10 protein-coding genes are annotated in these 13,776 nt (G+C 61.4%); 4 read left to right on the plus strand and 6 right to left on the minus strand.

The window, feature by feature from the left end; genetic code table 11:
* The first annotated feature begins 49 nt into the window (after positions 1-49).
* Positions 50-1,219 carry an isobutyryl-CoA dehydrogenase gene (locus tag AC0L2K_RS22325; RefSeq protein ID WP_473532339.1) on the plus strand — a complete coding sequence of 390 codons (1,170 nt, stop codon included), beginning with the start codon at positions 50-52 and terminating at the stop codon, positions 1,217-1,219.
* A gap of 267 nt (positions 1,220-1,486) precedes the next feature.
* On the plus strand, positions 1,487-2,371 hold the full coding sequence (mmsB, locus tag AC0L2K_RS22330) for a 3-hydroxyisobutyrate dehydrogenase (protein ID WP_473532340.1): 885 nt from the start codon (positions 1,487-1,489) through the stop codon (positions 2,369-2,371).
* A 412-nt stretch (positions 2,372-2,783) separates the two neighbouring features.
* Here the strand turns inward: mmsB and AC0L2K_RS22335 are convergent, their stop codons facing one another.
* Positions 2,784-3,659, minus strand: coding sequence for an SMP-30/gluconolactonase/LRE family protein (locus AC0L2K_RS22335; protein ID WP_473532341.1), 876 nt, complete (start codon positions 3,657-3,659; stop codon positions 2,784-2,786).
* A gap of 347 nt (positions 3,660-4,006) precedes the next feature.
* On the opposite strand from AC0L2K_RS22335, the gene AC0L2K_RS22340 reads away from it, so the two are divergent.
* Positions 4,007-6,031 carry an ABC transporter ATP-binding protein/permease gene (locus AC0L2K_RS22340; protein WP_473532366.1) on the plus strand — a complete coding sequence of 675 codons (2,025 nt, stop codon included), beginning with the start codon at positions 4,007-4,009 and terminating at the stop codon, positions 6,029-6,031.
* A 101-nt stretch (positions 6,032-6,132) separates the two neighbouring features.
* Here the strand turns inward: AC0L2K_RS22340 and AC0L2K_RS22345 are convergent, their stop codons facing one another.
* From AC0L2K_RS22345 to AC0L2K_RS22355, 3 genes are read right to left on the minus strand one after another with little or no spacing between them, the layout of a single operon-like run.
* Positions 6,133-7,512 (minus strand): aspartate aminotransferase family protein, encoded by a 1,380-nt coding sequence (locus AC0L2K_RS22345; protein WP_473532342.1) that lies wholly within the window; start codon positions 7,510-7,512, stop codon positions 6,133-6,135.
* A gap of 52 nt (positions 7,513-7,564) precedes the next feature.
* A complete protein-coding gene (locus AC0L2K_RS22350; protein WP_091599613.1) occupies positions 7,565-7,687 on the minus strand; it encodes a capsid protein in 123 nt (40 codons plus the stop codon).
* Between the two features lie 31 nt (positions 7,688-7,718).
* A complete protein-coding gene (locus AC0L2K_RS22355) occupies positions 7,719-9,788 on the minus strand; it encodes a prolyl oligopeptidase family serine peptidase (RefSeq protein WP_473532343.1) in 2,070 nt (689 codons plus the stop codon).
* A 141-nt stretch (positions 9,789-9,929) separates the two neighbouring features.
* Between AC0L2K_RS22355 and AC0L2K_RS22360 the strand changes: the two genes are divergently transcribed.
* Positions 9,930-10,487 (plus strand): hypothetical protein, encoded by a 558-nt coding sequence (locus AC0L2K_RS22360; RefSeq protein WP_128166861.1) that lies wholly within the window; start codon positions 9,930-9,932, stop codon positions 10,485-10,487.
* Here the strand turns inward: AC0L2K_RS22360 and AC0L2K_RS22365 are convergent.
* Both AC0L2K_RS22365 and AC0L2K_RS22370 read right to left on the minus strand, forming a co-directional pair.
* Complete coding sequence (locus AC0L2K_RS22365) at positions 10,484-11,644, minus strand: MFS transporter (RefSeq protein ID WP_473532344.1); 1,161 nt, start codon at positions 11,642-11,644, stop codon at positions 10,484-10,486. The two genes, AC0L2K_RS22360 and AC0L2K_RS22365, sit on opposite strands and share 4 nt — an antisense overlap.
* Before the next feature lie 124 nt (positions 11,645-11,768).
* Positions 11,769-13,637, minus strand: a complete 1,869-nt coding sequence (locus AC0L2K_RS22370) for a phospholipase D-like domain-containing protein (protein WP_473532345.1) — start codon at positions 13,635-13,637, stop codon at positions 11,769-11,771.
* Positions 13,638-13,776 lie beyond the last annotated feature (139 nt).

The raw sequence follows: 13,776 nt of genomic DNA on the forward strand, positions 1-13,776 counted from the left end.
AAAGCCAAAAACGAAAGGCCAGGAGGCCGAAGACATTACGGAGCACGCCATGGACGCCGCTGTCGATGCGGGCACCAGCCAGTTCGAACTCAACGAGGACCAGCGCGCCATCCAGCAAATGGCCGAGGCCTTCGCTGCCGATCGCGTTGCGCCGAACGCGCTCGACTGGGACCGCAACAAGCATTTTCCGGCGGACGTGATCCGCGAGACTGGCCCGCTCGGGCTTGGCGGCATCTATGTCGGTGACGATGTCGGCGGCTCGGCGCTCGGCCGGCTCGACGCGGTGCTGATCTTCGAGGCGCTTTCGCGCGCCGATCCGGCCTTCTCCTCCTTCATCTCGATCCACAATATGGTGGCTTCGATGATCGACCGCTTCGGCAGCGACGAGCAGCGCCAGCACTTCCTGCCGAAGCTGACCTCGATGGAATGGCTGGCGAGCTATTGCCTGACCGAGCCGGGTTCGGGATCGGATGCCGCGGCGCTGAAGACGCGCGCGGTGAGGAGCGGTGGCGACTATGTGCTGAACGGCGTCAAACAGTTCATTTCGGGCGCCGGCGACAGCGACCTCTACATCGTCATGGCGCGCACCGGCGCCGACGGTCCGAAGGGCATTTCGACCTTCGTCGTGCCGAAAGATGCGCCCGGCCTGTCTTTCGGCGCCAACGAGCACAAGATGGGCTGGCACATGCAGTCGACCCGCCAGGTCGTCTTCGAGGACTGCAAGGTGCCGGTTGAAAACCTGCTCTCGGACGAAGGCGCCGGCTTCGGCATCGCCATGGCCGGGCTCGACGGCGGTCGGCTCAACATCGCCGCCTGTTCGCTGGGCGGGGCGCAATCGGCGCTCGACAAGGCGTTGTCCTACACCGCCGAACGCAAGGCCTTCGGAGTCAAGATCAACCAGTTCCAGGCGCTGCAATTCAAGCTGGCCGACATGGAGACCGAGCTGCAGGCTGCACGGATATTCCTTTACGCCGCTGCCTCGAAGCTCGACCGCAAGGCCCCGGATGCCTCAAAATGGTCGGCGATGGCCAAGCGGTTCGTCACCGACATCGGCTTCAACGTTGCCAACGACGCGCTGCAACTGCATGGCGGCTATGGCTATCTGCACGATTACGGCATCGAGAAGCTGGTGCGGGATCTGCGCGTTCACCAGATTCTCGAAGGCACCAACGAGATCATGCGCGTCATCATCGCACGCGCGCTGATCGGGCGGCAGTAGGGCAGTAGTAGTGACCGGCAGGATCAATTCTTACAAGGACCTTATTGTATGGCAGCAGGGGAGATATCTGGCGCATGATCAAGCTTTATCAGATGCGACCTAGGCATAGGAAAAATGCTTCGCAACTTATAAGCAACTAGCGCCCGAATATACTGCCCTACTGCCCTACTGCCCTACTGCCCTACTGCCCTACTGCCCTACTGCCCTACTGCCCTACTGCCCTACTGCCTGCCTACAACTGCCTTACCCAAACCACGGAGTGCCATCATGACCACCATCGCCTTCATCGGCCTCGGCAATATGGGCAATCCGATGGCAGCCAATCTCGTCAAGGCTGGATATGCCGTTCACGGCTTCGACCTGATCCCGGAAAATCTCGCCAACGCCAAGGAGCATGGGGTCGTCGTCATGGCCAATGCCGTTGCCGCGGTGAAGGAGGCCGATGTGGTCATCACCATGCTGCCGGCCGGCAAACACGTTCTGTCGGTCTATGAAGACATCGTGCCAAAAGCGAAAAAAGGCGCGCTGTTCATCGATTCCTCGACCATCGACGTCGAATCGGCACGAAAAGCCCACGCCATTGCCGCCAGACACAAGCTGCTGTCGATCGACGCGCCGGTTTCCGGCGGCACCGGCGGCGCCGCCGCCGGCACGCTGACCTTCATGGCCGGCGGCTCGAAGGAAGCTTTTGCCAAGGCCGAACCAATCCTCAAGCCGATGGCCGGCCGCATCGTCCATTGCGGCGATGACGGCGCCGGACAGGCGGCAAAGATCTGCAACAACATGATCTTGGGCATTTCGATGATCGGCGTCGCCGAAGCCTTCGTTCTGGCGGAAAAGCTCGGCCTGTCGCACCAGGCGCTGTTCGACGTCGCCTCGAACTCGTCGGGCCAGTGCTGGTCGCTGACCACCTACTGCCCGGTCCCTGGTCCGGTGCCGACATCGCCGGCCAACGATGGCTACAGGCCGGGGTTTGCCGCGGCACTGATGCTGAAAGACCTGAAACTGTCGCAGGAAGCCGCGCAAAGCGCCGGTGCGGTGACGCCGCTGGGCGCCGAGGCCGCACAGCTTTATGCGCTGTTCAACGCCCAGGGGCATGCCGCTGCCGACTTCTCCGGCATCATAAATTTCCTGCGCGGCACCCCGGCGTAACGCATGTCGCCCAAAAGCCTGCCCTTCAGGCGCGACGCGCTTTCAGCCTCGAACTCGAGGGGCTTTCGGTTTCCGGCAAGAAACATCGGAAATTTAGATTTGCTTAAACTATCGATAACCACCCGGTAACGATGTCCCTGTAGAACGGAGTGCGAGGCGGCCTATCGCAACCGCCCGGCGCTCCGGATCAGGTCTCGCGTCCCGGAGCCCGTAAGTTTCGCAAGTGTCCAGTCAGCGAAGCGCCATGCGTATCTGGCAAATCCGCGTTCCCGATGGAGCGCGGTTTTTGCATTTCGGAACGGGACCGCGCACAAGAGCGGGCACCGATGTGAAAAGGGCCGAAGATGCGGCCCTCGGTGGTGCAAGTCACGACCCCGTGCGGCCAAGGGAAGAGGGCTATGCGAGCCTCTTCTCAAGTTGCTCCATCCAATCGAGTTGCGACCAGCTTGCCGTCCATCATCATGGGGATGATTGCCAGCTTCTTTTCTTCCAGGAATTCCAGATCGGCGCTGCCTTGATTGAGGTCCATCAGCTGCTCGACTTTTCCATCCGGATGAATGCGAAAGAGCGCCCCTGCGACCCAATCCGTAACCAGCCAATTCCCTGCCCCGTCTGATTCTAGACCATCCAGATTTCCAACAGGCTCGCCGGACCCGATGTCAGAGATGGCCTTCGTCTTCAGGTCGATCGCGATCAGATGGCCGGGTGTCTTGGACGAAAAATCCGGCTGGATGTCGCGACCCCAACCTGCGACGAGGAGGCGACCGTCTTCGACGCGCAGACCATTCGGATGCAGGAGATCCTCGCTCTCGAGCCAGACGGAGAGAGCATCATTGTCCAGAACATAAATCCTGTTCGCCAGCATGTCGGAAGCAAAGACCCGACCCGCCTCGTCGATAGCGGGATCATTGAGGAATTGAGCGCCTTCTGCAGGCCACGTTCCAGTGATCTGACCGCTCTCGACGTCGACAGCCATGAGCCGATCGATGTCGGTGACGAAAAGCGTATCGCCTTTCATCACCAATCCCTTGGGCGCATTAAAGCCGGTCACCCATTCGGCTGCCTGCAATTTTCCGTCAGGCGAAACTTTCGAAAGGTATCCAGCCCCATCCTTGCCGGCGGGCTCGCCGACAATGTTGGAGACGTAGAAGACGTTCCGCTTTGCATCGAAGAGGACGCTCTCTGGGGCCTTGAAGCCGTCAAGTGACCAGACCTCCTCCGCCGTCGCCGGCAACCCTGTCACTCCTAGTAGCAGAATAGAAAATAGAACTGTCTGCAGCCTAATCATGATAGCCTCCCTATGTTATTTTGACGCGTTTATGTAAAACGCAACTACAAATTGCGTTGTCGATCTTACAAAACTTACAGTTGACGCTTCGATTGCTCTGACAAGCCTATGTGCCAAGCGGCTTATGCTTAGCCAGCATTACAATTCCCCAGATGAATGGCAGTTCCAACACCACTGTCGTTGGAAGCCGCACTGCGGACGAAAGATTGTCGACACGCTCGCGAAGCGGCAGCAGATCAAGGAAGACGCCAGGAAACGAAGCCGACCGCATCCGCGCCGACGTGGAGATCAAGCGGCTTGAGCGGACATCATTGAAACCTTCTGATTTCCAAGCCGTTATCGCCGGTATGTCCGGGGCTAAATCCAAGCCGAAATCGGTCTCCAAATCACGCGATGCCGAGAAGTCGCGCCAGGAGAAGCAATCGACTGTCGAAGCCGCGTCTGAGATCGTCGGCGCGGCCCCGCCGCCGCTGGAGTTCGTCGAACCCGATCCGGAGCTGACCCCTGAGGAGGCCGAGCAGGCGCGCAAGAGATACTTGCTGAGGCGTTTCTGGATCAGCGCGCGCGGTTACTGGGGCCGCGGCGGCGATAGGCGGGCTTGGCCGTACACGATCGGGTTATTGCTCCTGATCGTCATCAATGTCGGCTTCCAGTATGGGATCAATGTCTGGAATCGCGCAATTTTCGATGCCCTTGAGCAACGCAATGCGCGCACCGTCTATGTCCTGAGCGCCGTTTTCGTGCCGCTCGTGCTCGGAAGCGGAAGCCTTGTCGTTGCACAGGTCTTCCTTCGCATGACGATGCAGCGCCGCTGGCGTTCCTGGCTCACCAACGCGGTCATCGCGCGGTGGCTTGCAAGCGGCCGCTACTTTCAGTTGAACCTCGTCGGCGGCGACCACCAGAACCCTGAAGCCCGCATCACGGAGGATTTGCGGATTGCCACCGAATCCCCGGTCGACTTCATCGCCGGTGTCATCAACGCGTTTCTGTCGGCCTCGACCTTCATCGTGGTGCTCTGGACGATCGGCGGGGCCCTGACTCTGACGATCGCAGGTTCGACGGTGACCATTCCCGGCTTTCTCGTCATCACCGCGGTGCTCTATGCCGCGATCACATCCACCTCGATGGCGGTCATTGGCCGCCATTTCGTCCACCTCTCCGAGGAAAAAAATCAGGCGGAAGCCGAATTCCGCTACACGCTGACCCGCGTGCGGGAAAACGGCGAGAGTATCGCATTGCTCGGCGGCGAGGAGGAAGAGCGTAGCGGCATCGACAAGACGTTCGCCTATGTGCTCAGGCAATGGGCGCTCCTTACAGGTCAGCACATGCGCACAGCGCTGGTATCGCAGGGGGCGAGTCTGTTTGCGCCTGTCGTGCCGGTTTTGCTTTGCGCTCCAAAGTTTCTCGAAGGCGGCATGACACTTGGACAGGTCATGCAGGCTGCCTCAGCCTTTGCCATTGTGCAGGGCGCGTTCGGATGGCTGGTCGACAACTACCCCCGTCTCGCCAATTGGAACGCCTGTGCACGGCGCATCGCCTCGCTGATGATGTCGCTGGACGGGCTCGAGCGCGCCGAACAGAGCAACACGTTGGGACGCATAAAGCGCGGCGAAGCTGCAGGCGATGCGATGCTCAGCCTGAACAATCTCTCCGTGTCGCTCGACGACGGCACCGCCGTGGTCAAGGAAACCAAGGTCGTGATCGAATCAGGCGAGCGGGTGCTCGTCGCCGGCGAATCCGGCTCAGGTAAGAGTACGCTGGTGCGGGCCGTCGCAGGTCTGTGGCCGTGGGGCGGCGGCAGCGTCAACATCCACGCCGACAGACGGCTGTTCATGTTGCCGCAACGGCCTTATGTCCCCACCGGGACGCTTCGCCGCGCAGTCGCCTATCCAGGCGCCGCCGATCGCTGGACGCTGGACGAGATCAAGGCTGCCCTCGACAAGGTCGGGCTCGATTATCTGAACGACAAGATCGAGGACGACGCGCCATGGGACCAGACCCTGTCGGGTGGCGAAAAGCAGCGGCTCGCCTTCGCGCGTCTTCTGCTGCACAGCCCCGATATCATCGTGCTGGATGAAGCAACGTCAGCACTCGATGAAAAGAGCCAGGACAAGATGATGGAGATGATCGTTCACGAATTGCCGAAGGTCACCATCATAAGCGTGGCGCATCGCGCCGAGCTGGAAGCCTTTCATAGCCGCAAGATCACCTTGGAGCGGCGCGAGGGCGGCGCAAAGCTTGTCAGCGATATCGATCTTCTCCAGCGCAAGAGAAGACGGAACTTGCTTGAGCGATTTATGCGGCGCCGGCGCGCCGCACCGAAGCGCAGCACGACCTCGAGCAAAGCGGCGCTGCCCGAGACAAAAAAGTGAAATCCGCCGATCGGGCCTTGGTGAGCGGCTCCTCCGGCTGGCAGAATCCGGCATTCAAACGCCGGCCGTCCGGTTGCAGGACGCCCGGCCATCGTTTTATCTCACCGCTTGCGCAAATCCGCCTGCGCCAGATCAAGCGCCTTGGCGATGCGCTCGCAGGCCATGTCGATCGTCTCGCGCGTCCAGATCAGCGGCGGCGACAGGATCATCGTATCGCCGGTGGCGCGCAGCATCATGCCTTGGGCAACTGCGTGGTCGCGAACGGTCACGGCCGCGCTCCCGGCCGGCAGGAAGCGCGCCTTGGTCGCCTTGTCGCTGACGATCTCGATCGCCCCCATCAGGCCGATCGAGCGCACCTCGCCGACCAGATCGTGCCCGCCGACGTGCTCCTGCAGCGCCTTGGCGAAATAGGGTCCGGTGTCGTTCTTGACCCGATCGACCAAACCCTCCCGCTCGATGATCTCGAGGTTCTTCAGCGCCACGGCGCAGGCCACGGGGTGGCCGGCATAGGTATAACCGTGATTGAACTCGCCGCCCTTCTCGACCAGCGTCGCGGTGATGCGGTCACCGACCAGCAGTGCCGACAGCGGCTGATAACCGGAGGTCAGCGCCTTGGCGGTGGTGATGGTATCGGGCTCGATGTCGAAGGTCTGAGCTGCGAACCACTCGCCGGTGCGGCCATAGCCGGTGATGACCTCGTCGAGCATCAGCAGGATATCGTATTTGCGGCAGATGCGCTGCACTTCCGGCCAATAGCTCATCGGCGGTATCTTCACGCCGCCTGCTCCCATCACCGGTTCGCCGATGAAGGCGGCGACCTTGTCGGCGCCGGCTTCGAGGATGGCATCCTCGACGGCCTTGGCCGCGCGCAGGCCGAAATCATGGTCGCTTTCGCCGGGCAGAGCCAACTCATAGGCATACGGCATCATCACATGAACGATGTTGGGAACCGCGCCGTTGAGCTGCTTGTGCATCGGCTCCATGCCGCCCAGCGACGTGCCGGCGATGGTCGAGCCGTGATAGGCGCTCTTGCGCGAGATGATGCGGTTCCTCTCCGGCTTGCCTTCCAATGCCCAATAGTGGCGCACGAGGCGCAGCGCCGTGTCGTTGGCCTCCGAACCGGACGAGCCGTAGAACACCTGGTTGACGTGCTTTGGCGCCAGTTCCGCCAGCTTTTTGGCCAGCAGCACCGGTGTCGGAGTCGAGCATTTGAAGAAGGAATTGTAGTAGGGCAGTTCCTTCATCTGGGCGTAAGCGGCGTCGGCCAGCTCATCGCGCCCGTAACCGATGTTGACGCACCACAGCCCGGCCATGCCGTCGAGGATTTCCGTGCCTTCGGAATCGTAGATGAACGGCCCGTTGGCGTGGGTGATGATGCGTGAGCCGGCCTCGCGCATCTCCTTGTGGTCGGTGAACGGATGAATGTGATGCGCAGCATCGATCTGCTGAAGCTGCTTCAGCGAATAATTCTGATAGGTCATGTCTGATCTTTCCTCTTGAACCAATCCGGCAATTGCAGCCGGGGCGGATTCGTCAGAGGAAGGCGGGCGGCGAATAGCCGATGCGGGCGCAAAGCCGCAAAAGCTCGGCGCGAAGCGTGCGCGGCGACGGCGTCACCGCCACCCCAAACGCGCATGATGCCTTCATCCAAGCCATGCAGCATCTTAGGCGGTCTGATGCGATCAGTTCAAGCCGTTCCGGCCAGCGCCCGTTGCAGGAAGACATACTTCATCGCCGCCTGTGCCGCTTGCGGCCGGCGATCGCCGCGCCCGCCATGGCCGCCCTCGGTCTCCTCGAAAAACAGCGTCTTCGCGTGGCCGGCAGCCTGCAGCCGCGCCGCCATCTTGCGCGCATGGCCGGGATGGACGCGGTCGTCGGCCGTCGATGTGGTCAGCAGCACCGGCGGATAGGCGGCATCGGGCTCGACATGCTGATAAGGCGAGTAAGCCGCCAGCGACGCGGCCTCTTCCGGCTTCGCCGGATCGCCATACTCGGCCATCCAGGATGCGCCGGGCGGCAGTTCGGTGTAGCGCAGCATGTCGAGCAGCGGCACGTCGATGATCACCGCGCCGAAAAGCTCCGGATGCTGGGTCAGCGAAACGCCGGTCAGCAAGCCGCCATTCGAGCCGCCCTGGATGCCAAGCGTCGCCGGCGTGGCGATGCCTCGTTCCACCAGGTCTTGCGCGACCGCGGCGAAATCGTCGAAGGCGTTCTGGCGATTGGCCTTGAGCGCGGCCTGATGCCAGTTCGGACCGAACTCGCCACCGCCGCGGATATTGGCCTGCACATAGGCATTGCCCTTTTCCAGCCACAGCCGGCCGCGCACGCCGGCATAGCCGGGCAGCAGCGGCACTTCGAAGCCGCCATAGCCGTAAAGCAGCGTCGGCACCGGCCCGTCCTGGTCGCGCCGCCTGACGACGAAATAAGGGATTTTGGTGCCGTCCTTCGAGCGTGCCTCGAACTGTTCCGAGACCAGGGACGATGCATCGAAACGCGCCGGCTGCGATTTCACGGTTGTCAGCATCGCTGCATTGTCGTCCGACCAGATGATCGAGCTCGGCGTCAGGAAATCGGTGAAGGAGAAGGACACGCTGGAGCCGAAACGCTCGGCGTGGCTGATGCCGACACTGCCGTTTTCGGGCAGCGCCACCGGCTGCAGCGACCAGCCGCTGCCGCTGCGATCGCAGGCGACGACCTTGCCGCGCACATTGTCCATCAGATTGATGAACAATCGGTCCCGCGTGCGGGCAATGCCGGCAATCGAGACACGATCCGCCGGCTCGAGCACGGTCTCGACAGGTGCGAGCGCATTGGTCTCGATCCAGCGCGCGAAGTCCAGCGAATAGAGGCCATCAGGCTTGCACAGCGTGCCGTCCGGCGCCGTCCACGGGCTGCGCACTCCAAAGACGAACTGATCCCTGAACAGCACCGCGTCGGTCACGTCGTCCGGCAACGGGATGCGCCTGTTTTCACCGGAGGGCAGACGAAGAAAACTGTGCGAGGCAAAGAAATCGAGCGTCCGGGTCAGCAAGAGATGACGCTTGTCGCCGTCGAATTCGAGGGAACCGCCGGCGGCGAGATCCTGCTTCTGCGCCTCGAAAATCGGCGTCGCATCCTCCAGTCTGGTGCCGCGCTGCCAAAGCTTGACCACGCGCGGATAACCGGACTGGGTTTTTTCGTCCTCTTCGAAGGCAGCCGAGACGATGACCGTGTCCTTGTCCAGCCAGTTGAAGCCCGACTTCGAGGCAGGAGCACGAAAGCCGTCCTCGACAAAGGACTTGCTGTCGATGTCGAATTCGCGCATTTCGCTGGCGTCGCCGCCATCCGGCGACAGGCTGAGCAGGCAGCGGCTGAAATCGGGGTAAAGCCGGCTGGCGCCGCTGAACACCCATTTCACACCCTCTTTGGCTGACAGACTGTCGAAGTCGATGATCGTCTCCCATTCCGGCTTCTCGGTCTTGTAGGAAGCGACCGGAGTGCGCCGCCAGAGGCCGAGCACGTTGGTCTTGTCCTGCCAGAAATTATAGACGTGGCCGTTGAGCGCAAACCCGACGGCAATGTTGTCTTCGGCCGTCATCAGGTCCAGTGCGGTTTGGAAGCAGGTCTGGTATGATGGATCGCCCTGCAACTCGGCGACCGTGATCTCGTTCTGACGGTGAACCCAGTCGAGCGTTTCCTTGCCCGTTCTGTCCTCCAGCCAGAGAAAGGGATCCTCAGTCGCCGAATTGGGACGCGTCTTTGTGTTCGAACTGGTCATGTGGTCTCCGATAAATTCGTCAAGGCTCGGCAACGTCGTCTTGCCACTATCGGTATTCAACTTGGAACGCAAAAGGAGCCATTGCGCTGTTGGCCTCCTAAGGTGGGGCCGCCTGCCGCCCGCAGGCCACGAGGGAACTCCATGCAACATCTGTACATTGCGAAAGAGAAGTTCGGTCCTTTCAGCGGCACTGCGTGGACCATGTACATCAACTGGTCCGGCCTCACCCAATTAAGCGAGGTCGTCTCACTCGATGGAATGCTCGGGCCGGTCGCGCTGGGACAGGTAAAGGACAGCTACTGGCCCCATATTGTTAACGAGGACTACATGCTCGATTTCTTTGTGGACCTGGACTTCCTCCTTTCGGAGTTGGCGGATCCGGGCGATTTGAATGTCCTCAATGTGATACGAAGACCGTCGGTTGACGTGCGTTCACTCGACTGGAACGGATTTACCTTCCTGGGCTACGACTTATTGGATAAAGACGTCTCCATAAGCGCTTTGACCAACTGCGGAGGATTTCCTGACGTGTTTGCGAACACGGAACTGTCCGATGTTGGATTGATACCCGATTTTGATCGTGCTGTTGAAATTCGAAACCTTCTACGCAGGATGCATCCCTCTGAACACCATGCCGAATGTGATTTATGGGCGATTTCCAGATGGCACGGAAATGAAGGCACCCCGCAATTGTATTAGACCGCTCGCCCCCGCAATACGGTTGTGACCGCCAACGCCAGACAAATGGCGCCAAGCGTGATCGGCAGGCCGTCCGCGCCGAGAGAATCCATGGCGCCGCCCGCCAGCGGCGGCACGGCGATGCCCCCGACGCCCCACATGAGCGAGAAGGCGGCGTTGCCGGCGACCAGTGCCGAGCCGGTAAACCGCTCGCCGAGCTCGATGATCGACATCGTGTAGATGCCGTAGGAAACCGCGCCCCAGACGAACACGCACGGCCAGATCAGCGGCGTCTCTATGAGAACCGGCAACAGCACACACCCGAGCACCGTTAGCGATACACAGATAAATCGCACCAGACGCGCTGTCAGCCGTTCCGCCAGCAGGCCGAGCGGCACCTGCATGGCGATGTTGCCGGCGATCATCATCGACAGCAGCGCCGACATGCGGGCCTCCGCGATGCCATAATGCGCTCCGTAGACCGGCAGCAGTGCCAGCACCCCCTGTTCGAAACCGGCGGCCACCACGACCGCCGACAGCAGCAACCATGCCATCGGCATGAAACCCATCACCGAAACCTGGTGCCCGGCTTCATCGACCTTTGGCAGCCGTCCCAGCACCAGCGCCAGGCAGGCGCCGCAAAAGACGAATGCGGCGATGCCGACGAGAAACGGCGGCCATCCTTCGGTGCCGACCGCAAGCAGGCACAGCGGGCCGGCCCCAAAACCTGCCGAAATGACTGTAGAATAGATTCCCATCATGCGACCGCGGCGCGCCGGAGGCGCCAGCGCGATCACCCAGATCTCGCTCAGCACATAGAGCGGATTGGTCACCACGCCGATCAGGAAGCGCAGTGGAAACCAGAGATAGACATTTTGCGTCCAGCCGATCAGCGCCAGCATGATCGCGGAAAGGGCCGCGCAGGTCAGCGCCGTGCGCCCTGCCCCAAACCGGCGCGCCAGCGCCGGGATGAGCGGCGACGAGACGATAAAGCCGACCGGCGTCATTGCCGCCGACAGGCCGATCATGGCCGGCGAGACGCCCTGGCGCTGCAGGATGAAGCTCAGCAGCGGGTAGCTCAGCCCTTGCGCGATGGCGAACACCGAAACGGTGGCGATCACGCCGGTGATCGCCGCCCACTGCATTGTCTCGTCGCTGTTCTGTTCCGCCCGGTCCATGATTCGCACCACGAAACCTGCACGATTAGCGTTTCGGGGGCGTGCCGGGAAGCACCGGCGGCAGGAACCGCTTGCGCCAGCCAGAGCATGCCTTGTTAAGGACTCCGCGGCACCATTCAGGCCACTACGGAAAATACCGGGCAATCGCCCCCTTCCTGCCCTCCGCGTAAGGCTTCAGCCACTTGTCGTCGATGGAGAGCCCGTCATTGTCCGACGGTCCTACTCCAATCGTTCTGCGCCAGGCGCGGAACTTGTAGTGGTCGAACACGTCGAGCATATGCACCGCAAAGGCCGCAGCGAACGTCTTGTCGCCTTCGACGATCACCATGTTCTCGTCGTTTTCATAGGACGCCTTGTAGCCAAGGTTGTGGCTGCCGGCGATGACGGTCGCATTGTCGGCCATCGGATCGATGATCACGATCTTGTCGTGCACGATCGCATGGCCGACGGTCAGCACTTCCGCCTGGAAATCCCGCGCAACCGAGGCCCCCGTCAGGTTGGCCGCCCTGACGATGGAGACGTTCGGCGCCTCCCAGACCTTCTCCGGAAAGACGAATGGCGATTTGCCGTCCTTGTTCGATTTGTTGGTGACTGGATCCCGGGTCGGAGCAATATAGTTGGGCATGGCGGTGTGATCGCTGATTGCGCCTTGCACGATCAGCTTTGGATTCGCCGTCGCCGCCGCGACCGCCTGATCGATGACCGAATTGTTGCCAAGCCGCGACGGATTGAACACGAGAAAGAGCACCGCCTCCTTCGCCGCCTTGATTCGTGCGAAGACATCTTCGAGGTCGACAGGCCGCACCGAGATGTCCTTTTTGCTGCGGTCGGGATCGTTTGGCGAGAACCAGATGGTGGTCCCATCGACATGGTTCGGTGTGCGATTCTTCAGGCGAAACGGCCTGCCTTGCTTCTGCGCCACACGTCCAGCGGCGCTATCGCTCGCCGGCGGCGGGAACACGTCGGCCTTCATCCGCTCCCAATAGGCATCGAACACTTTGGCCATGGCAGGGTCGTCGCGGATGAAGGCGTTGTTGGACTGTCCGCAAATGCCGGTCGACGTCCAGTTGGTGCTGCCGGTCATGACCGCCTGCGGATTGGCCTGGGCGTCGCGGTAGACGGCAAACTTGTTGTGGCCGATATGATTGTTGTTGAACAGACGATCGGTCAGCACGACGCCGGCGTCGCGCAGCCGCTTTCTGAAGGGCGCGTTGCCCGCGTCCCACGCCTTCGTTTGTTCATCCCTGCCCGAATTCGAAAGAATGACGTCGACGACATCCTTGGCGTCGATGATCGCGTCGCACAACTCGTCATCGCCAAGCTCGTAGAGGGCAAGCCTGACAGTGCCGCCCTCGGCCTTGGCCCGTTTCATCAGGCTGGTGAGCACATCCGGAACCTCGCCATGAAGATAGGCGCGGATCTTGCTGCCGGGACGCTGAAGCTCGGCCCTGATCTTGTCGCGCTGCCCGACCTTGATGCCGGCGTCTTCCAGCGCGCGCGACAGCCATTGCGTCGAGAGCACGCCGTTGGTGAAGGCGAGCCGCGCCTTGCCGAACATCGATCCCAGGAAGATGGTCGGGCTGACGGCGCCTTGTCCGAGATAGCCGAGCGGCCGAGCCGCTCCGGTATAGGCTTTCTCGGGGCGCACCGGCACTGGATCGAGGCCGGGCCGCATGTCGCCGACCGGACGCACCCGGTAGGCGACCAATTCGCCATCGGGCCTGATTTCGACGCTGTCGCGGCGCCGCCGCACCGTAAGATCGCGCCAGAATGTCTTCTGCACCGGCCAGACGCCGGTATCCTGCGGAATCCAGTCCTTGTTGCGTTGCCCCCGGAAAGGCACCCAGGAAGCCAGACAGCGTTCCTCGCCGGTGCCGGGATAGATGCGGACGATCTCGAAGCCGAGACAGCCGTCGATCATTCCGTCAATATCCCAGGCAATGAAAGCGACTTCGTTGTTGGTCGCTGCACGCACGCTAACAACATCCGACACGGAAATAGTCTCCCTCAGGACGGTTTGTATTCAATGTACTTGCTCAATATGACGTGATCGCAACGTGACATGTTTCACAGTTCGGGCACAGATCTGGATTCGCCCTGGTGCGTCCGGCTGGCGAACGTCCATGTCGCTT

This window comes from Mesorhizobium sp. WSM4817 (assembly GCF_055811135.1).

Bases quoted from the DNA above. Each gene is read 5' to 3' on its own strand.
- AC0L2K_RS22325 (WP_473532339.1), top strand. From the start codon at position 50: ATGGACGCCGCTGTCGATGCGGGCACCAGCCAGTTCGAACTCAACGAG.
- AC0L2K_RS22345 (WP_473532342.1), bottom strand. From the start codon at position 7,512: ATGACCTATCAGAATTATTCGCTGAAGCAGCTTCAGCAGATCGATGCT.
- AC0L2K_RS22340 (WP_473532366.1), top strand. From the start codon at position 4,007: ATGTCCGGGGCTAAATCCAAGCCGAAATCGGTCTCCAAATCACGCGAT.
- AC0L2K_RS22365 (WP_473532344.1), bottom strand. From the start codon at position 11,644: ATGGACCGGGCGGAACAGAACAGCGACGAGACAATGCAGTGGGCGGCG.
- AC0L2K_RS22335 (WP_473532341.1), bottom strand. From the start codon at position 3,659: ATGATTAGGCTGCAGACAGTTCTATTTTCTATTCTGCTACTAGGAGTG.
- AC0L2K_RS22355 (WP_473532343.1), bottom strand. From the start codon at position 9,788: ATGACCAGTTCGAACACAAAGACGCGTCCCAATTCGGCGACTGAGGAT.
- mmsB (WP_473532340.1), top strand. From the start codon at position 1,487: ATGACCACCATCGCCTTCATCGGCCTCGGCAATATGGGCAATCCGATG.
- AC0L2K_RS22350 (WP_091599613.1), bottom strand. From the start codon at position 7,687: ATGGCTTGGATGAAGGCATCATGCGCGTTTGGGGTGGCGGTGACGCCG.
- AC0L2K_RS22360 (WP_128166861.1), top strand. From the start codon at position 9,930: ATGCAACATCTGTACATTGCGAAAGAGAAGTTCGGTCCTTTCAGCGGC.